This is a genomic window from Mycolicibacterium parafortuitum (assembly GCF_002086815.1).
Lineage (GTDB): Bacteria > Actinomycetota > Actinomycetes > Mycobacteriales > Mycobacteriaceae > Mycobacterium > Mycobacterium parafortuitum.
The window spans coordinates 54636-74317 of the sequence record NZ_MVID01000007.1; the positions used below are offsets into that span (position 1 = coordinate 54636).

Here is a 19682-nt window from a genome sequence, read left to right on the forward strand (position 1 = left end):
TCGCACTCCTGGTTCAGTTCTCGACGGACAGCGCGCCTGTCGGGCAACTCGCGATCGCCTCTTCGACAGCACTGCGCAGGTTCTCCGGCGGCGTCTCGTCGATCACCTCGCCCAAGCCGTCGTCACCGACCGCGAACACCGCGTCGGCCAGCATCTCGCACATCCCGATTCCGGAGCACCTGGTCCGGTCGACATACACCTTCATCACAACAGCTTTCGCATGATCTTCAGTGCGCGGTCGGTGTACGGCGGATACATCAGCGGCGGGTCCGGCTTGGCGGGTTTGGCCAGCACCGCTCGGCGGTGGCTGAGCGTCTCGAACCCCCACCGGCCGTGGTAGGCGCCCATACCGCTGGCGCCGACACCGCCGAACGGCAGCTGCGGCACCAGACAGTGCATCGCGATGTGGTTGATCACCGCGCCGCCGGAGGGCACCGCGTCGATGATCTGCCTGCCGCGCTGCTGGGATCCGGTGAACACGTACAGCGCCAACGGTTTCGGTCGCGAGTTCACGAAGGTGATCGCATCGTCGACCGAATCCACTCGCAGCACAGGAAGAATCGGGCCGAAGATCTCGTCGTTCATCACCGGCTCGTCGGGCGCCGGGTCGGCGATCACCGTCGGCTCGATGCGCAGCCGCTGGGCATCCGACCGTCCGCCGGCGACTACGGCTCCCCGTGTGCCGGCGATCAGCGAGGTGAGCCGCTCGAATTGGCGCTGGTTCACGATCGGCAGCGCGGGATCCGCTTCCGCGGAACGGAACTGGGTGGTCGCCGCGACGGTCTTGCGGATCAGCTCGTCGGCGATCGTCTTGTCGGCCAGCACGTAGTCCGGCGCGATGCACGTCTGGCCGGAGTTGAGTAGCTTCACCCAGGCCAGACGGCGGGCCGTCACGTCGAGGTCGGCGTCGGCGGTCACGATCACCGGGCTCTTGCCGCCCAGCTCGAGGGTGACCGGCGTCAGTGTCGGGGCGGCCGCGGCCATGATCTTGCGGCCCACCTCGGTGCCGCCGGTGAACAGCGCGTGGTCGAAACCCTGGGCCAGCAGGTCCTGGGTGGTCTGTGCATCGCCCTCGACTACCCGGATCGCGTCACCGTCGAGGTACTGCGGCACCAGCCTGGCCAGCAGCGCCGAGGTGGCGGGCGCCAGTTCGGATGGCTTGATCACCGCGCAGTTGCCCGCCGCAACGGCGGCGACCAGCGGGCCGAGGCTCAGATACAGCGGGTAGTTCCACGGCCCGATCACCAGCACCACCCCGAGCGGGTCGTACTGGATCCAGCCCTTCCCGGGCAGCTGAGCCAGCGGCAGCGACTGCCTGCGGCGCCGCATCCACGTGCGCAGGTGCTTGCGGGCGTAGGCGGCCTCACCCTTCGTGGAGGCGATGTCGCCCAGCCACGCCTCGTGCGCCGACCGGCCCAGGTCCTCCGCCAGCGCCGCGGCGATCGCCGGTTCCTGTTCGGCGCAGAGGCGTTCGATGCCGGCGAGCTGGTCGAGCCGCCACTGCAGTGACTTGGTCCGCCCGGCGGCGAACACCGTCCGCAGGTCATGGACGACGGCGCCGGCCGTCGACGGGTTCTCGATATGCACTGTCATGGTTCAGATTTCCGGTGCGGGGACCACGCCGGCGCCCACAGCCCCGGAGATGCCGCCGTCGATCACCAGCGGATGGCCGTTGATCCACCGCGCCGCATCGGAGGCCAGGAACAGGATGCCGTCGGCGATGTCGTCCGGGTAGGCGTGCCGGCCCAGCAACTCCTTGACGCCGTCGAGGGTGTCCTTGCCCATCGACTCCTCGAAGTCGGCAAGGATGGGCGTCTCCACCGGCCCGGGTAGCACCGCGTTGATCCGGAACCCCATCTGGGCCAGTGCCATCCCCATCATCATGGTGTAGACGGTGGTGACCTCCTTGGAGAAGTTGTACGGGTTACCCTGCTGCGGGTTCTCCTTGAACCAGGCCATGCCCTCTTCGAAGGTGTCGGTCGCCAAGAGGTCACGGATGCTCTCGAGCCGCAGCGGCCAACCGAAGCCGGCGGTGGAGGACACGATGGTGATCGTGCCGCCGGGCACCAGCCGTTCGAAGAAAGCCTCGGACAGATGCCGGACCGCGAACGTGTTGACGGCCAGCACCAGGTCGGCCGGGGCGGTCCCGGGGATACCCGCGATGTTCATCAGGCCGTCGAACTCACCCTCGAGGGATTCCAGTGCTGCGTCGATGCTTCGGGGGTTGGCCAGGTCGACCGGGATGTGCGCGGTGACCGGCGCCGTCGGCTCGTTGCGGTCCAGCGAGTACACCGACGCCCCGGCGGCGAGGAGCTTGCGGGCGGTCGCATCGCCGATCCCGGAGGCGGCCCCGGTGACGACGTAGCGCTTACCGGCGAATTCGGACATGTGTTCAGAACTCCTAGTCGAGGGTGTAGGGCAGGGACTTCACCGCGGTGATGAAGTTGCCGGTCAGGTACTCGGGCTCACCGACCCGCAGGTTCGGAGCTCGCAGGATCAGCTCCCGGAAGATCGATTCCAGCTGCATCTTCGCCATGAACGCGCCCATGCAGTAATGCGGGCCGCCGCCGCCGAACCCGAGATGCGGGTTGGGTGAGCGGGTGATGTCGAACTCGTAGGGATTGTCGAACACCCGCTCATCGCGGTTGGCCGAGGAATACACCATCGCCACCCAGTCACCCTCGCGGATCTGGGCGCCGTGCAACTCGGTGTCCTGGGTCGCGGTACGCCGGAACGTCATGACCGGCGTGGTCCACCGGACGAACTCCTCCATCGCGACCTTGATGTGTCCGTCGAAGTCCTTCCGCAGCAGCGCTTTCTGCTCGGGGAACCGGTCCAGCGCGATCGTGGTGAAGGTGGTCGTGGTCTTGGTGGTGTCGTTGCCGGCCACCGACAGCAGCACGAAGTAGGGACCGAGTTCGTCGTCGGTGAGCCTGCGGCCGTCCACCTCGGCCTGCACCAGCGAGGTCATCAGATCGTTCTCGGGCTTCTCCCGTCGCGCCTGGGCGAGGCTGATACCGATGTCGAGCAGGCCCACCAGCGACTCGGTGAGCACCTCTGCGGGTTCGCGGCCTGCCGCGACATCGGGGTCGGCCCAGGCCACCATGCCCTCGGCCAGCCTCGCCGCCTCGTCGCGCTGCTCGTCGGGCAGGCCGAGCATGTCGTAGATCGTCCACATCGGCAGCCGCTTGGACACCTGCTCGACGAAGTCGCCCTCTGTGGTCTTGAGCAGGTCGTCGACGATTGAGCGGGCCTGGTTGTCGATCTGGTCCTTGATCTTGGCGACCTGACGCGGGGTGAACACCGAGCTGACCAGCCGGCGCAGGCTCGAGTGGGCCGCACCGTCCATGCCCAGGAATGACTGTGTGGCGTCCAGCAGTTCCTCGGGAACCGCCTCGAACGTGATGCCCTGCCCCGAGCAGAACAGCTCGGGGTTCTTGCTGACGTAGGCGACGTCCTCGTGCCGGGTGACCACCCAGACCCCGTCGATCTCCGGCTCCATCATCGAGCCCTCGAGCGGCCGGTGCCAGCTGACCGGGCGTTCGTCGCGCAGGATCTTGAACGCCTTCTCGCGGTCGTCGAAACTCTGCGCCCAGAACTCCACCGAAGAGACGCTCACCGGGTCGAACGGGGGACGCGGGGTCTGCACCTGCGTTGCTGTCATGTCGAGACCTCCAGGTAACTGTTGATGAGGATCCGTTTCGCCAGCTTCCCGGTGGCAGTGCGCGGGAGCTGATCGGTGAAGTCCACCGAGCGAGGGGCCTTGTAGTGCGCAATGCGTTGGCGCACATAGTCGATGATCTCGCCGGCGAGCTCGTCGGATCCGGCGACACCGTCGCGCAGCTGCACGACGGCCTTGACCTGCTCCCCCATCTCCGGGTGCGGCAGACCGATGACGGCCACGTCGGCGATGGCCGGGTGCAGGGCCAACAGGTTCTCGATCTCCTGCGGGTAGATGTTCACCCCGCCGGAGATGATCATGAACGCTTTGCGGTCGGTCAGGAACAGGTATCCGTCCTCGTCGGCGTAGCCGACGTCGCCGACGGTCGACCAGTTGGCGTGCTCCGGATGCCGGGAGTCGGCCGTCTTGTCCGGATCGTTGTGATACTCGAACGGCGTCACGTCGCGTTCGAAGTACACCGTGCCGATCTCACCCGGGGGCAGTTCGACGCCGTCGTCGTCACAGATCCGCAGGACGCCCAGGGCGGCGCGGCCGACGGATCCCCGCTTCTGCGTCCACTCCGGCGTGGTGATCACCGTGGTGCCGTGCTGTTCGGTGGCGCCGTAATACTCCACGAGAATCGGTCCCCACCAGTCGATCATCGCGTCCTTGACGTCCGGTGGGCACGGTGCGGCCGCATGCACGGCCAGGCGCAGCGACGAGACGTCGTACGACTGCCGGGCCTCGGTGGGCAGGTGCAGCATCCGGATGAACATCGTCGGCACCATCTGCGTCACCGTCACCCGGTACTTCTCGATCGCGGCCAGCGCGTCCTGGGCGTCGAATCGTTCCATCAGCACGACGGTGCCACCGAGCGCGAGCACGCCGCCGCACCATTTCAGCGGAGCGGTGTGGTAGACCGGCGCGGGCGACAGATAGCGGTCGGCGGGCGAGATCCCGAAGACCTGCGCCAGCATGCCGACGAGCGGATCACCCGCTTCGTCGACCTGGATGTCGAGAAGCCGCGGCTTGATCCCCTTCGGTCGGCCTGTGGTGCCCGAGGAGTACAGCATCTCGGCTCCGCGCGGCTGATCGGTCAGCGGGGGCAGGTCCTGCTCCAGCAGTGCCGAATAGCTGTCGTGGCCCGGGATCTCCCCACCGAACGCATACCGCTGTCGCACGGCCGGTGTCAGGGCGACCAACTCTGCGGACAGTTCACCGATCCCTGCGGACGCGAACAGCACCTGCGCGCCGCTGTCGTTGATGATGTACGCGGCCTCGTCGGGCGCCAGGTGCCAGTTCACCGCGGTGATGTAGAGGCCGGACCGGATTGCGGCCCAGTAGATCTCGAAGGCAGGAGCGGCGTTGTCCGACACCAGCGCGATGACGTCGCCGCGCCGCAGGCCGAGGCCGTGCAGGGCCGACGCCACCGTGGCCGAACGGCGTTCGAGCTCGGCGTAGGTGGTGACCGCCCCCGACCCGGCCATGATGATGGCCGGGTGGTCGGGGTCGGTCAGTGCATGCGAACCGGGAAACATGCCGATCAGACCAGCAGGTCGTCGCGGCCGTCGTTCTTCAGCCGGTCGATGTAGACCGGGTAGAGCTTCTTGCCCAGCGGCGCGATCTTCAGCAGGCTCCCCATGTCGCCGTCGACCTTGATCTTGCGCTTGGCCATCGCCAACGGCAGGTTGACCTTGCCCTGCCAGTAGGCGTTGCCGGTGTCCGCCGTCATCGACATCGTCGCCTTCGGCGCCGCGCCGCCGTCGACGCCCTCACGGATGCTCTTGTTCGCCATGTCGATGACGACGACGGCCTCGGGGTCGGTGAAGTCGAACGCGATGACGAGCCCGGTCGCGACCAGCTTCGGCCCGATCTCCTCGTCCTCGAAAGCCGTCTCGAAAATTCCGCCGATGTACTTGGTGACCTCGGCTGAGTTGGCGAATCCCATCCCGCTCCTTAATTTATTTTTGATTCGAAACTGGCTATGGCCATCGTCACACCATGCCTGCCGTAAGTCAACCTATGTCGGGCCTTCGGCTGGCGCGTTTCGGTCGGATTCCGAACGGTGACAGAACCTAATGTCCGGCGGGCCGGTATGCGGCGACGACCTTGTCCACCACCAGCTTCGCGGTCTCCGCACATGCGGTCGTCCCGCCGTTGGCGTATTCCTTGACCCCGTCGCCGACGTTCCACAGCCCGGCGATCGGGGTGTCGTGGGGCAGGTCGAAGCCGGCCACCGCACGCTGCGGCGGCCAGCCGTCCCGGGTCACCGCGATGTTGAGGATGCGGGCCCGCACGTCGAAGTCGTCGATGTTGTCGCGCAGGTCCTGCAGCAGGAGCTCCGTCTCGGCCTTCTCGTCGAACTCCCCCGTCGGGTTGTCGGGCACCGACGTCCCGACGTAGAGGTTCCAGCCCTCCGGCGCCATCTCCGGGCACAGGTCGGTGAAGTTCGCGATGTACGCGATCCGCCGCGACTTGGAGAAGCTCAGCATGCCGGGGACGTCGACCAACCGCTCCCGGCTGGCGAAGTTGACCGAGATCATCGAGGTGGGCCGGTCGCCGCGCGTGACCAGCTCCTGGTAGTCGGCGGGCACGTTCTCGGCGCCCAGCAGAGCCACCGTCGCGGCCGGACCGACATCACTGACGACCACCGCCGCGGTGACCTGCACGGTCTGCCCGCCGCGCCAAACCTCGACACCGGTCACCTTCCCGGCCTCGGTGAGGATCCTGGTGGCCGGCGTGGACAACCAGATGGTGCCGCCGTCCCGTTCCACAGCCGCCGCCAGCGACTTCCACAACCCGATGGTGCCCTCCGGATGGAACCCGAACCGCTTGAACGCGCTCTTGCGGGTGAAGTAGGTCAGAAAGACCCGCGCAGGCAGGTCCTCGGACCCGACCGCGAAGATCGAGGCGCACATGTTGCGGAAGATGCCGTGCACGCCCTCGTTCTTGGTGTACTTGCGCACCCAGTCCGCGGTCGAGATCTCGTCCTCGGGCAGCCCCGAGTCGTTGCGCGCCGCGCCGATCCCCTGGACCAGCTTGGCGCCCTGCCGGGTCAGTTTGCCCAACAGGAACCCCCACCCGCCGCCGGTGACGTCGACGTCCTTACCTGCGACGCGATACAGGATCGGCGGCTTCGGTTCGCGGATGTCGAAGGCCGCACCGACCTCTTCGCAGGTCTGCTCGGTGATGCCGCCGAGCTCGATGACAATGGCACCGTTGTTGACCTTGAACCCGTCGATGTCGTCCGTGGAGGCTCGACCGCCGACCTTGTCCAGACTCTCCAGCACCAAGGTGCGATACCCCTGGTGGGCCAGGCGCGCCGCGGTGAACAGCCCGCCCGCACCCGCGCCGATCACGATGACGTCGAAGTCGTTGTCTGACATTGCTTCTCCTGGGGTTCAGTACGAGCGGGGCAGGCCGAGGGAGGTCTGGGCGACGAAGTTGAGCACCATCTCGCGGCTGACCGGCGCGGTGCGCATGAGCCGGGTGACGAACCAGAGCTCGGACAGTCCGTACTCATGGGACAGCCCGTTGCCGCCGTGTGTCTGGATGGCCTGGTCGAGGGCCTGCAACGCGGCCTCGGAAGCGGCGAACTTCGCGATGTTGGCGGCCTCCCCCGCCGGTTCCCCGGCATCGAACAGCTCGGCGCTGCGCACGGTGGCCATCCGGCCCAGTTCCACCGCGATGTGGGACTCGGCGAGCGGATGCGCGACGCCCTGGTGCGCGCCGATGGGCGTGGACCAGACGGTGCGCTGCTTGGCGTACTCGGCGGCCTTGTCGATCGCGTAGCGGCCGATGCCGCTGCACAGCGCCCCGACCAGGATCCTCTCCGGGTTCAGCCCGTCGAAAACCTGCCGTAATCCGTTGCCCGGCGCCCCGATCAGTGCGTCCTCCCCGACCTGCACATCGTCGAGGAACACGGTGAACTGCTTGTCGGGTGACACGATCGAGGTGTCGATCTGCTGGAACGTCAGGCCCGGAGCATCGGTGGGCACGACGAACAGCGACAGCCTGGGCTTCTCCGGTGTCGAGTGTTCGGCGTCTCTGGTGACCAGCAGGATGGCCTCACACTGATCGACCGCCGAGATGTAGTACTTGGACCCGGAGATCGACCAGCCGGCGCCGGTGCGGGAGGCGGTGGTCTTGACGTTGTGGCTGTTGGATCCCGCGTCGGGTTCGGTGAGCCCGAACGCCATCTTGCGGGTGCCGTCGGCGATGCCGGGCAGCCAGTCCTGCTTCATCTCGTGTGACCCGTGGTGGGCCAGGATACTTCCGCAGATGGCGGGTGAGATCACCCAGATCAACAACGGCATGCCATGTGCGGCAAGCTCTTCCACGACGACGACGGCCTCCGACATCCCGCCGCCGCCACCGCCGTACTCCTCGGGCAGGTGCACACCGAGCAGACCCGAAGTGCCGAGGTCCTTCCAGAGTTCCTCGATGTCGGTCCCCGACCGGCCGTGCTCCAGGAAGTACTCGACGCCATAGCGTTTGGCGATACCGGCGACGCTGTCGCGGATCGCGCGGTGATCGGCGCTGTCGGTGTGCAGTCCGGGCATGCTTGCTACCTTCCGGTGAATTCGGGTTTGCGCTTCTGCGGGAACGCGGTGATCGCTTCCGTGGCGTCGGCACTGTTGGCGGTGTCCTTGATGACGCGGGTTTCGGCAGCCAACTGGGACTGCAGGTCGTTGGACCAGCTCTCGCGCAGCAGCTGACGCATCGCGCCGAAGGCCTTCGTCGGCCCGTGCGCCAGCTCACCGGCCAGCGCCAGCGCCCGCTCCCGCAGTTCGTCGGCGGGCACGATCTCGTTGATCAGCCCCCATTCCAGGGCCTCGGCGTCGGTGATCGGGGTGTTGCGCAGATAGGCCTGCGCAGCGCGGCGCGGGCCGATGAGCCGGGGCAGATGCCAGGTTCCGCCGCCGTCACCGGACACCCCCAGTCCGGCGAACGCGGTCAGAAAGCGGGTGCCTTCGGCCGCCAGGACGAGGTCCGCGGCGTAGACGTACCCGAGTCCGCCGCCGGCCACGGCGCCATGGGCGGCCGTCACGATCGGCACGTCGAGCCGGCTGAGGATGTCGAAGCCCTGATGGAACGGCACGGTCATCGACTGGATGAGATCGCCGAAGACGGTAGATTGCCCGTGCTGGAAGTAGCCGATGTCGCCGCCGACGGTCAGCGCCGGTCCGTTGCCGCAGATCAGCACCGCGCGGACAGTGCCGTCGGCGGCGAGACGACGCGCCACCTCGAGCGTCTCCTGTGCCACCGTCATGTCGATCGCATTGCGGGCGTCGGGCCGATTCAGGCAGACCGTCGCGACCCCGCCGGAGACGGAGTAGTCGAACGTCTGAAGGCGGCCCGGCCCGTCCAGAGCGGCATGCCAAGCGGCGGTGTCGGTCAGCTGCCGCAGCGCGCTGATGCGACCGTCTGGGGCGAAGGCGAGGATGTGGATGAATGCGGCGTCCAACGGGTTACCGGTGCGGCGGGCAGAGCCGAGGTAGCTCCCGCTGACCAGCAGGCGGCCGTCGCCGAGGGACTCGAACTGCCGCGCGTCCGCACGTGCCCGGAAGTGTTCGCCGATGCGCCACCACAGGTTGCGCTGCATGGCCTCGGGACCGCGGTGTTCACCGCCCATGCCGAACGGCATCCCCTCGGCGGCGTGCCCGACGAAATCGGGGTGCAGCAGAGCGTTCAGGGCTACCCGGTCGCCGGTGGCCAGCGCTGCGTAAAGGCTCTGGGCCGCAGCGATCTTGGCGTCGCTGTGGACCTCAGCCGACATAGCGGATGATGGACTCGATCACCGCGGCGGGCTTGTCGGCGCCGTCGATCTCGATCGTGGTGACCAGCGTGGCCTGCACCCCGCCTTCCACACCGGTGACCTCCGCGACGGTGGCGCGGGCACGGACCTTCGCACCGACCGGCACCGGGGAGATGAAGCGAACCTTGTTCAGGCCGTAGTTGATCGCCATCGTCACGCCGTCCACGCGGTACATCTGGTGCATGAAACGCGGGAGCAACGACAGGGTGAGCAGCCCGTGGGCGATGGTGCCGCCGAACGGGCCGGTGGCCGCACGCTCAGGGTCGACGTGGATCCACTGATGATCGTCGGTGGCGTCGGCGAACAGATCGATCCGCTCCTGGGTGATCTCCAGCCACTCGGTGGGGCCGAGTTCGCGGCCGCCCGCCGCGGCGAGTTCGTCGAGGTTGGCAAAGATCTGCATCGCATCTCCTGAGCGTCAGGCGGCCGCGCCACGCGGCGGGCCGACAGAGTTTAATGTCCATTCGAATCTGAAAAGACAGGCCAGCGCCGCTTCTGGACACGACGGTAACACTTTTTCTATGCGGTGTTAAATTATTCGCAATACGGCCCGACGTCAGCCGCGCACAGGTCAGCGCAGGATCAAGGCGAGGCAGATGCCCGCGACGACGACGAACCACCCCTGCGCCCACCGCTGCAGCGGTGTCCCGCGCAACTCCATGAAATCCATCGCGACCATCCACGCCTTGACGAACGCGATCACTGCGGCGCCCGCGGCGGCGACCCGCGCGCTGAGCACGTCGTGCACCAGCCCGGTCGCGAACAACAGAGCCACCACACTCATGGCCAGCAGCGCCGCGTACACCGCGCCGACCCGGCGGCGCTCGGTGTTCATGCGTGGCTCCCGATGTAGACGAACGAGAAGATCAGGATCCAGAGCAGGTCGACCATGTGCCAGTATCCGGCGGCGCTCTCGGCGAACCGCTGACCGACGACCCGGCCCGCCTGCTCACCGCGCCACCACACCGTCAGCAGGATGCTGCCGATCGCCACGTGCATCAGGTGCAGGCCGGTGAGCACGTAGTAGTACATGAAGAACGTCGAGGACGTCATCGTGTGGCCCGCGCCGATCTCGATCGCGTACTCGACCGACTTCACCATGGCGAACGTCGCCGCCGACGTGAGCGCCCCGCCGAGCAGCACTCGTGCGTCCACGCCGGCGCGGAGATTCTGTACCGCACGCACGACGAAATACGACGACGTCAGCAGCACCACCGCATTGACGAGTCCCAACCACATCACGAGATGCGACGCTTCGGAACGGAATTCGTCCCGGTTGTCGCCGAACTGCCACAGGTAGGCGACGAAGAAGGCCACGAACACCGTCATGTCGGCGAAGATGAACCCCCAGAAGGCGGTGTCGCTGGCCAGCCGGTGAGCGTGCTTGGCCGGCGCTGCCTCGGCGCGTGTCGTCATACCGTGGTCCCGATCCTCGCCCGGTGCCTGACCAGCAGACCCATGACGAGCAGGAATACCGAATAGGTGGTCAGGGCCAGCCAGAAGATCAGCACACCGTTCCAGGTGAACGGACCATGATGGAAGACCATCGCGAGCACGTCGAAACTGAACGTGAAGGCGATCCAGCAGTTGAGGTATCCGACCCACGGGGGAATCGGCGAGGCCGGATCGCGGATCGCCGATGCGGCGATAGCCAGGTTCTGAATGATGAACGGCGCGACGGGCGTGATGAACAGCAGCCAGGCGAGATCATTGAGCAGGACTGTGAGCTCGGGGTCACGATCGGCACGGAACGCTGCCACAGCCATGATCAGCATCGGTATCAACAGCATCGCGGCGGTGACCGATCCGGAGACCACCTGGACAAGTGCGAGCAACCGCGATTCCGGCGAGCCGGTGATCATCAAGTGCGACAACGACGCAATGAGCGGGACCACCAGCGAGATCCCGATGGTGGCGACGGCGAATCCGGCGGACACCTGGATCCCGCCGCCGTAGAAGGCCGCGACCTCGTCGGCCGAGTGGGAAGGACCCAGCGGGAACGGCAGTACCCCGGCGATCAGCCACCCGATGAACGTGACCACCAGCGTCAGAGGACCGCACCACCCGCACACCAGCAGCACGGGTTTCAGCATCCGCGCACTTCTTCGGCCAGCCGGAACTTCTGCACCTTGCCCGTCGGGGTGGCCGGAAGCGCGTCGGCGTCATAGAACACCACCCGCTTGGGAACCTTGAATCGCGCGAGGTTGGCCCGGCAGTAGTCGAGCACCTCGTCCTCGGACAGCGAGGCCTCCGGGGCGGCGACCACGACCACACAGCCGATCTCACCCCAGCGTTCGTCGGTGATCCCGAACGCGAACGCCTGGCTGATCTTCGGATGACCGTGCAGGAGCTCTTCGATCTCCCTGGGCATCACGAGCTCGCCGCCGCTCTTGTAGACCTCCTTGCTGCGGCCCGTCACCTGCAGATAGCCATCCGGCCGGACCACGCCCAGGTCACCGGAGAACAACCAGCCGTCCCGCAGTGCCGCGGCGGTCTCCGCCGGCCGGTTCCAGTAACCGAGCATGGTGGCCGGGCCCCGGGACACCAGCTCGTCGTCCACGGTGTCGTAGACGACCAGGTCGTCGGTGCCCGGAACCGACGCGGCACCGGCCAGTTTCGGACGGCCCACCGTCTCCGAGGTCAGCTGCAACGGATCCTCGGGCAGGGTCAGGGTCATCGCCCCGCCGCACTCGGTCATCCCGTATCCGGTGACGATCTCGTCCACACCGAAGTCCCGTCGCACCTGTTCCCACAACCAGATCGGTGCGGGCGCGGATCCGCACAGCACCGCCTCCAGCGAGCTCAGATCGTAGGCGGCGCGGGTCTGCGATTCCACCATCGCGACTGCCATGGTCGGCACGCAGAGGATGTCGCTGGCCCGGTGGCGTTGGATGCCGGCGAAGTAGCCCTCCGCCGAGAATGCCGGCTGCGGGATGACCGCGCCGCCGACGAACATCGCGGCCAGGATGCCTTCGACGTAACCGAACATGTGATAGCACGGCAGCGAGAACAGGATTCGCCGCCCGTCCCCGAACCCCCGGGTCAGCGCGGACGCGTAGGCGGTGCGCAGGACGCTGTCGTGGGCGACCAGCACCCCTTTGGGCGATCCGGTGGTCCCCGATGTGTACAGCATGTCGCCCGGCGCATCCGGGGCCACGTCGAGTTCGGGGGCCGCCCCCGCCGTAGCGGCCAGGTCGCCGACGGTGCGCACACCCGGGCGGGCGCGACCGTCGGTGTCGAGCAGCACCACGTGCCGTAGGTCCGGCACCGCCCGGTGCTGCGGGGTGTTCTCCGAATCCCATTGTGGGGCAATCTGATCCAGCATTCCCTGGTAGTCCAGGGTTCCGAAACCGGTCATGGTGACCAGCACCCGACAGCCGGAGTCGGCCAGCACGAACCCGAGTTCACTCGCCTGGTACAGGTAGTTGAACGGCACCGCGAGGGCGCCTACCCGGGCGATGGCGAACTTGACGGTCACGAACTCCGGATAGTTGGCCATCACCATGCCGACCCGGTCGCCCGGTTGAACACCGAGCGCGGCCAGCCCGGTGGCGATCCGGCGCGACCGGTCGGCGACGTCGGCATAGCTCAGCGTGACGTCGTCGGTGATGACGAACGGCCGCGCCCCATGGCTGCGCGCGCATTCGTCGAGCCATCCGGCCAGGGTCCTGGGCTGCCACACCGGAAAGCGCTCCCGCAGAGCCCGGCGGCAGGCGTCGATGTCGGCTGTGGTTCTCACAGTTCTCGCAACTCCCCACGTTGTATCGCATCGCGCAGCGCGAACTTGCGCACCTTTCCCGTCGGTGTGGCCGGAAAGTCGGTCTCGGTGACGAACCACCGCGACGGCACCTTGTACGGCGAAAGCACTGATTCCGCCTGGGCGGCGAGGGTCTTCTTCACCTCGACGGGGTCGCCCACGGCACGAATGACCGCGGCGACCGCCTCACCCCAACGGTCGTCGGCGATTCCGACCACCGCGAGATCGAGGAGGCGGTCGTCCCCGGTGAGGTGGCGCTCGATCTCGGCCGGGGCGATGTTCTCCCCGCCGCGGATGATGATGTCCTTCAGCCGGCCGGTGACCGTCAGGTACCCGCGGTCGTCCATCGCGCCGAGGTCACCGGTCCGGACGAAGCCGTCGTCGTCGACGGCCGCCGCGGTGGCCGCGGGATCGTGCAGGTACTCGACGAACTGCTGGTAGCCACGCGCGCAGATCTCCCCGGGCTCACCGACTGCCACCACGGCGCCGGTCGCGGGGTCGACGATCTTGCAATCCACCTGAGGTAGCGGCCGCCCCACCGTGCCCAGCAGTTCGGCTCGGTCATCGGTGGGACGGGTCATCGACAGCACCGGCGCCAATTCGGTCTGACCGAACAGGTTCAGCACCGTCGCCCCGAAAACCTCGGCGGCACCGTCGATCAGTGCCGGTGACACCAACGACGCGCCACCCATCACAATCGGAATCCGTGGACCGGGTGACCCCTCGGAGCGCTGGGCCGTGACCAGCGCGTCCAGGATCGCGGGGACGTAGAACAAGACGTCGGCGCGTTCGGCATGCAATACGGCCAAAGTCTGCGCAGGAGTGAATCGTTCGACAAGCACCGCGGTGCCACCGAGCCACAGCGGCCCGAGGGTCGCGATCACGCACCCGGCGGTGTGGAACATCGGGAGCGGGTTCACGCCCACCGCACCGGCGGGCGCCGCGGCGCTTTCCATCGTCAGCTTCGCGACGTTCACCAGCGCCCGGTGGTTCAGCACGACGCCCTTCGGGCGGCCGGTGGTGCCGGAGGTGTATTGCAGCATCGCGACGTCGTCGGGCGCGACCTCGGGCAGCGCGCCCGGGTCGGGGTCCACGGCCCGCCACCGGTGGTCGGACAACGAGATCCGCTGCAGACCCGGGATGCGCGCCGCGACCCGGGCGGCCACCTCCCCCATCGCGTAGTCACGGCTGACGTCGGCGTGCAACAACACCGTCGCTCCCGAGTGGGTCAGCGCGTAGTCGAGTTCCTCCTCGCGCAGCACCGGGTTGAGAGCGACCAGCACCACCCCCGCCAACGCGGCGCCGTACTGAATGATGGGCCATTCCACGACATTCGGGGCCCACAAGGCGATACAGCCGCCCGGGCGGGCCAGCCGCGACAGTGCGGTGGCCACGCCGGCGGCTTCGGTGTACAGCTGCGCATAGGTCAGCCGCACGTGTTCGCCGCTGCCGTGCCGGGTCCCGACGAGCGCGGGCCGGTCCGGGTGCTGGGCACTGCGCCGGGCCAGCAGCGCACCGACAGAGTCCTCCACGAGGTCGACGCTGCGGTCCGCAGGCCAGTACGACTGCCGCAACGGATTACACCGGGTTGCTGCCGAGTTTGGCGTTGCCCATATCGCTGATTTCGCCCCATCGGCTGGTGATCTCGGCCAGCGTCGGCGGCGCGGCGAACGTGACGCCGTCGTTCTGGAACAACGCGTGGCGCTGCACCAGCCCGCCGCCGACCACGAACGCCGACCCGCTGTCCTGGTTCTCCTCGCTGACCAGATAGCCGACCGCGGGGGCGACCAGTTCGGGATCCAGCTTGTCGAGAACTTCCTGCGGGGCGATGTCGGCGGTCATCCGGGTCGCCGCCAGCGGCGCGATGGCGTTGGCGGTGATGTTGTACTTCGCGCCCTCGATCGCCAGCGTGTTGATCAGGCCGACCAGACCCGCTTTGGCGGCGCCGTAGTTGGCCTGCCCGAAGTTCCCGTAGAGCCCACTGGTGGAGGTGGCCACCACCACGCGGCCGAACTGCTGCTCCCGGAAGTGGGTCCACGCCGCGCGGATCACGTTGAAGCCGCCGTAGAGGTGCACTTTGAGCACCGCGTCCCAGTTCTCGTCGGTCGTCTTGTGGAACGCACCGTCGCGCAGGATGCCCGCATTGCTGACGACGCCGTGCACGGCACCGAACTCGCTCAGCGCGGTCTGCACAATCTCCGCCGCGCCGTCGGGGGTCGCCACCGAGGAATAGTTCGCGACCGCATGGCCGCCGGCGGCACGGATCTCGTCGACCACCTCGTCGGCCATGGTGCTGCCGGATCCGGATCCGTCCCGGGCGCCACCGAGATCGTTGACGACGACCAGCGCACCGTTACCGGCGAGGAACCGTGCGTAGGAACGTCCCAGGCCGCCACCGGCTCCGGTCACGACGACGACCTTGTCTGCTACACCTGGCACTGCTGAACTCCTTGTGTGTGAATGTGGTTTAGCGATGTTGTTCGCGGGTGACGACCGAGACGAACGACACGCAGCCGCCCGGACGGCCGCCGAGGTTGTGGGTCAGCGCGGTGTGCGGGTCGGACAGTTGGCGTTCCCCGGCCTGGCCACGGAACTGCAGCCACGCCTCGTAGAGCATCCGCAGCCCACTGGCGCCGACCGGATGACCGAAGCTCTTCAGACCGCCGTCCGGGTTCACCGGAAGTGCTCCGTCACTGTCGAATTCGCCCGCCAGCACGTCCTTGACGGCCCGCCCGGGCTCGGTGAACCCGAGATCCTCCATCAGCACGATCTCGGTCGGGGTGAAGCAGTCGTGCACCTCGGCCAGCGACAGCTGGGTCCGGGGATCGTCGATGCCCGCCTGCGCGTAGGCGTCCTTGGCCGAGCGCACCACCTCGGGGAAGGTGGTGTAGTCGTACCCGGGATCGAGGGCTCCGCGTCCCGACGCCGCGACCAGTGACAGCGCCGAGACGTACATCGGGTTGTCGGTGTACTCGTGGGCTCGGTCGGCCGGAACGATCAGGGCGCACGCGGCGCCGTCGGAGACGCCGGAACAGTCGAATACCCCGAGGCGGCCCGCGACCCTCGCGGCGTTGCCGATCGTCTCCTTGGCCACCGGGGAGCGGAACTGTGCCTTCGGATTCCGTGCTCCGTTGGCGTGGTTCTTCCACGCCACGTGCGTCATCGCCGCGCGCATCTCGTCGGGGTCCGTGCCGTACTTCGCGCAGTACGCCGGGTCCAGCAGCGAGAACGCCGCCGGCGCGGTCATCGAGATCTCCGGTGCCGTGCCGTCTCCGGGCGGATCCTGGCGCAACAGCCCGGAGAACCCGGAGTCCTTGAGCTTCTCCACCCCGACCGCCATCGCGACGTCGTAGGCCCCTGCCGCCACCGCGTAGCACGCGTTGCGGAACGCCTCGGATCCACTGGCACACATGTTCTCCACACGCGTGACCGGCTTGTCGTCGGAGCCCAGCGCGCGGCTCAGCGTGAGACCGGACATACCGGAACTCAGGGTGCCGAGCCAGTAGGCGTCCACATCGTCGCGGGTGACCCCCGCCGACGTCAGGCACTCGGTGTAGGCCTCCAGCACCAGGTCCTCGGTGGATGCGTCCCACCGCTCCCCGAACCGGCTGCAGCCCATGCCGACAACCGCGACCCGGCCGGCGATGCCGTTACTGGCCATGGATTTGCACCGCCTTCCAGAAGTAGTCGTGCACATCGCCGGCGGTGAACAGCCGCCGGAAGCTGAAGCGCACGCGAGCCCCGACCCGCAGCGCGTCCTGGTCGGCGTCGGCCACCTCCACCGTGCACCGGCCACCCCCGTCGACGTCGACGACGGCCTGCACCATCGGCGGCGACGGCGAATAGGCCAGCCGGTCGACGGTGTAGGTGACGACGGTGCCTTCCCGCGCGGCGATCGGCACCGAATCCATGTCGTCGGCCACCGCACACCCGCGGCACACCCGTGCGGGCGGAAGATGGACGAAACCACATCGGCGGCAGCGTGTTCCGGTGAGGCCGAACTTCCAGGCCGCGGCCCGCGACGACGGTGGGGCCGCGACGCGGTCCGGTTCGGGACGCCGCGGTGGTTCCATCTCGACCAGTCCGCGCCAGGACAGATAGGTCAGCGGCGGCACCGGGCGACCGCCTTCGAGCTGGATGGCCAGCGGTGTAGGTTGGCGGGCTGCCGGCAGCGCGGCGGTGGTGCGCAACACCAGGGCGTCGCAACCGTCGGTGGCCGACAGCACCAGGATGGTGTCCCCCGGGTCGGCGACGTCGAGGACGCCGGTCAGCGCGATCGCCGCGTCGGCCGCGCCGCTGAACCCGACCGGTGAGGTCACCGTCGACTTCTGGCCTTTGACCAGGGAGCCGGCCCGCTTGAGCACCGCCGAGTTCGGACAGGCCAGCACGACGTGGTCGGCATCGGCGAGACCTGCCGTGTCCAGGGCGTCGGCCGCCGTGGAACGGATCAGCGGGCTGTACCGCTCGAAGCCGAAACGCTCCTCCCACTGCTGCCCGGTCACCGAACCCGGTGCCCGCCAACGGTCCAGGAACTCTGCGGTGCGCGACGCCGTGCCGAGCACCTCGGCGATCGGCTCCCCGTCGCCGAACGCCAGCGCCGCGGCGCCGTCGCCGCCCAGCTTCTCATCGGCCGAACCCGGTCGGCCGACCCGCACGTCGGCGGCCACCGCGAGGCCACCGGACCGCGCGGCCAGCAGGATCGCGGCGAACCCGCTGCGGCCGGTGCCGCAGAAGTCCGCCGCCAGAACCTGTTCGGGCAGACCGAGCGCGGCGTGGATCGCGGTGGCGTTGGTCTTGTCGGCGTAGGCGGGGCTGCTGGTCGCGAACAGCACAGCGCCGGGGTCAAATCCCGGGGGCAGTGCTGCGTGCGCCGCGGCGACCGCCATCGTGGTGGAGTCCTCGTCGTAACCGGCCACCACCCGCCGGCCCAGCCGGTGCGAGGGCACGTAGGTGGCGTAGCCGAGCAGGCCCTTGCTCACGGCACTGCTCATGACACGCCCCGGAACAGCGCGGCGATCCCCTGCCCGCCGCCGATGCACATCGTCTCCAGGGCCAGGCCGCCACCGCGTCGCCGCAACTCGTGCAGCATCGTGTTCAGGATCCGCACCCCGGTGGCGCCGATCGGATGCCCCAGCGAGATGCCGGACCCGTTGACGTTGAGCCGCTCGTCGACGTCCGTCAATGAGACGCCCCACCCCGACAGCACCGCGAGGACCTGCACCGCGAACGCCTCGTTGATCTCGATCAGACTGAGGTCGTCGAACCCGAAACCCGTTCTGGCCAAGAGCTTCTGCGCCGCGGTGACCGGTCCGATGCCCATGTGGGACGGTTCGCAGCCGGTGGCGGCCCAGCCCTCGAAGAAGCCCAGCGGTTCCAGCCCGAGGTCGTCGAGACGATCCTCGGCGACCACCAGGCACGCGGCGGCCGCATCGTTCTGCTGACTCGAGTTACCCGCGGTGACGGTGCCGCCGGCCATCACGGTGCGCAGACCCGACAGTGTTTCGGTGTCGGTGTTCGGCCGCACCCCTTCGTCGGTGTCGAAGACGGTCGGTTCGCCGCGGCGCTGCGGCACCTCGACGGGCACGATCTCGTCGGCGAACACCCCGGCCTGCTGGGCGGCGGCGGCGCGCCGGTGGCTGCGCACCGCGAACTCGTCGGCGGCCTCGCGGCTGATGCCGTAGTCCTTCGCGAGATTCTCGGCGGTCTCGATCATTCCGCTGATCTTCCCGAAACGCCACGCGGGCTGCGACATCTCACGGCCACGGTCCAGTCGGTCGTAGAGCGTCTGGTTGCCGGCGCGGGCGCCCCACCGCGCGGTGGTGGTGTAGTGCTCGATGTTGCTCATCGACTCGACGCCACCGGCCAGCACCACGTCGGCGGCGCCGGTCTGCACGGTCATCGCCGCGGTGATCACCGCCTGCAGCCCGCCGCCGCAGCGCCGGTCGATCTGCAACCCGGGCACCGTGATCGGCAGCCCCGCGTGCAGCGCCACCCACCGCCCGATGCACGGGGCCTCGGAGTTGGCGTAGGACTGGGCGAACACCACGTCCTCGATGCGGTCGGGTTCGACGGCGCTGCGTTCCACCACGGCCTTGACCACCTGCGCGGCCAGGTCCTCGGCCCGCAGCGGGCGCAACGCGCCACCGAAGGTGCCGACCGCGGTGCGCAGCGGTGCGACGATCGCGGCCCGCCTCACGATTCCCCCTCCCCCCGCCAGCGGTCCGCCGACGGATCCAGCAGCGCATCCAGCCGTTCCGGGGGCAGCCACACGATGGTCTCCAGTTCCAGTGCGTCGAGGAATCGCACCCGCCCGGTACGCAGGTCCTCCAGCCGCAGCCGCGGCGAGTTGCCCTCCACGTCGAAGGTCACGGACACCTCGGCGAATTCGCTGCCGATGAGCGGTCCGTGCGTGGGGTCCAGGTGAATGCCCATGTCCTGCCCGACGC

Annotated in this window: 20 protein-coding genes; all 20 read right to left on the bottom strand. The window is 68.2% G+C overall.

Annotated features, from left to right (window positions below):
- Positions 1-13: 13 nt before the first annotated feature.
- Entirely contained in the window at positions 14-205 is a 192-nt protein-coding gene (locus BST38_RS10545; protein WP_083143247.1) for a ferredoxin, read from the bottom strand.
- Positions 205-1593: an aldehyde dehydrogenase family protein gene (locus tag BST38_RS10550; RefSeq protein WP_083143248.1), complete on the bottom strand. Its 1389-nt coding sequence runs from the start codon at positions 1591-1593 to the stop codon at positions 205-207. The genes BST38_RS10545 and BST38_RS10550 overlap by 1 nt, the downstream gene beginning before the upstream one ends.
- A gap of 3 nt (positions 1594-1596) precedes the next feature.
- A complete protein-coding gene (locus tag BST38_RS10555) occupies positions 1597-2388 on the bottom strand; it encodes a coniferyl-alcohol dehydrogenase (protein WP_083143249.1) in 792 nt (263 codons plus the stop codon).
- 13 nt (positions 2389-2401) lie between these two features.
- On the bottom strand, positions 2402-3664 hold the full coding sequence (locus tag BST38_RS10560; RefSeq protein WP_083143250.1) for a cytochrome P450: 1263 nt from the start codon (positions 3662-3664) through the stop codon (positions 2402-2404).
- Complete coding sequence (locus BST38_RS10565; protein WP_083143251.1) at positions 3661-5199, bottom strand: acyl-CoA synthetase; 1539 nt, start codon at positions 5197-5199, stop codon at positions 3661-3663. Before BST38_RS10565 ends, BST38_RS10560 begins: the two co-directional genes overlap by 4 nt.
- Before the next feature lie 5 nt (positions 5200-5204).
- Positions 5205-5609, bottom strand: a complete 405-nt coding sequence (locus tag BST38_RS10570; RefSeq protein ID WP_083143252.1) for an SCP2 sterol-binding domain-containing protein — start codon at positions 5607-5609, stop codon at positions 5205-5207.
- A 127-nt stretch (positions 5610-5736) separates the two neighbouring features.
- Positions 5737-7047 carry a phytoene desaturase family protein gene (locus BST38_RS10575; RefSeq protein ID WP_083143253.1) on the bottom strand — a complete coding sequence of 437 codons (1311 nt, stop codon included), beginning with the start codon at positions 7045-7047 and terminating at the stop codon, positions 5737-5739.
- A gap of 15 nt (positions 7048-7062) precedes the next feature.
- Positions 7063-8223: an acyl-CoA dehydrogenase family protein gene (locus BST38_RS10580; RefSeq protein ID WP_083143254.1), complete on the bottom strand. Its 1161-nt coding sequence runs from the start codon at positions 8221-8223 to the stop codon at positions 7063-7065.
- A gap of 5 nt (positions 8224-8228) precedes the next feature.
- Positions 8229-9440 carry an enoyl-CoA hydratase-related protein gene (locus BST38_RS10585; RefSeq protein WP_083143255.1) on the bottom strand — a complete coding sequence of 404 codons (1212 nt, stop codon included), beginning with the start codon at positions 9438-9440 and terminating at the stop codon, positions 8229-8231.
- Positions 9430-9882, bottom strand: a complete 453-nt coding sequence (locus tag BST38_RS10590) for a MaoC family dehydratase (protein ID WP_083143256.1) — start codon at positions 9880-9882, stop codon at positions 9430-9432. Before BST38_RS10590 ends, BST38_RS10585 begins: the two co-directional genes overlap by 11 nt.
- Positions 9883-10050: 168 nt before the next feature.
- Positions 10051-10314, bottom strand: coding sequence for a cytochrome C oxidase subunit IV family protein (locus BST38_RS10595; protein WP_083143257.1), 264 nt, complete (start codon positions 10312-10314; stop codon positions 10051-10053).
- The gene (locus BST38_RS10600; RefSeq protein WP_083143258.1) at positions 10311-10895 is read right to left on the bottom strand and encodes a cytochrome c oxidase subunit 3; all 585 of its coding nucleotides are present in this window, start codon (positions 10893-10895) and stop codon (positions 10311-10313) included. Before BST38_RS10600 ends, BST38_RS10595 begins: the two co-directional genes overlap by 4 nt.
- Positions 10892-11572 (bottom strand): hypothetical protein, encoded by a 681-nt coding sequence (locus BST38_RS10605; RefSeq protein WP_083143259.1) that lies wholly within the window; start codon positions 11570-11572, stop codon positions 10892-10894. Before BST38_RS10605 ends, BST38_RS10600 begins: the two co-directional genes overlap by 4 nt.
- Positions 11566-13218: a class I adenylate-forming enzyme family protein gene (locus BST38_RS10610; RefSeq protein ID WP_083143260.1), complete on the bottom strand. Its 1653-nt coding sequence runs from the start codon at positions 13216-13218 to the stop codon at positions 11566-11568. Before BST38_RS10610 ends, BST38_RS10605 begins: the two co-directional genes overlap by 7 nt.
- Positions 13215-14768: a class I adenylate-forming enzyme family protein gene (locus BST38_RS10615; RefSeq protein WP_237160737.1), complete on the bottom strand. Its 1554-nt coding sequence runs from the start codon at positions 14766-14768 to the stop codon at positions 13215-13217. The genes BST38_RS10610 and BST38_RS10615 overlap by 4 nt, the downstream gene beginning before the upstream one ends.
- Before the next feature lie 46 nt (positions 14769-14814).
- Entirely contained in the window at positions 14815-15675 is an 861-nt protein-coding gene (locus BST38_RS10620; protein ID WP_083143262.1) for an SDR family NAD(P)-dependent oxidoreductase, read from the bottom strand.
- Between the two features lie 28 nt (positions 15676-15703).
- The gene (locus tag BST38_RS10625; RefSeq protein WP_083143263.1) at positions 15704-16897 is read right to left on the bottom strand and encodes an acetyl-CoA acetyltransferase; all 1194 of its coding nucleotides are present in this window, start codon (positions 16895-16897) and stop codon (positions 15704-15706) included.
- Positions 16887-18215, bottom strand: a complete 1329-nt coding sequence (locus BST38_RS10630) for an OB-fold domain-containing protein (RefSeq protein ID WP_237160740.1) — start codon at positions 18213-18215, stop codon at positions 16887-16889. Before BST38_RS10630 ends, BST38_RS10625 begins: the two co-directional genes overlap by 11 nt.
- Before the next feature lie 8 nt (positions 18216-18223).
- Positions 18224-19432: an acetyl-CoA C-acetyltransferase gene (locus BST38_RS10635; protein WP_083143265.1), complete on the bottom strand. Its 1209-nt coding sequence runs from the start codon at positions 19430-19432 to the stop codon at positions 18224-18226.
- A complete protein-coding gene (locus tag BST38_RS10640; protein ID WP_083143385.1) occupies positions 19429-19668 on the bottom strand; it encodes a hypothetical protein in 240 nt (79 codons plus the stop codon). Before BST38_RS10640 ends, BST38_RS10635 begins: the two co-directional genes overlap by 4 nt.
- Positions 19669-19682: the final 14 nt, after the last annotated feature.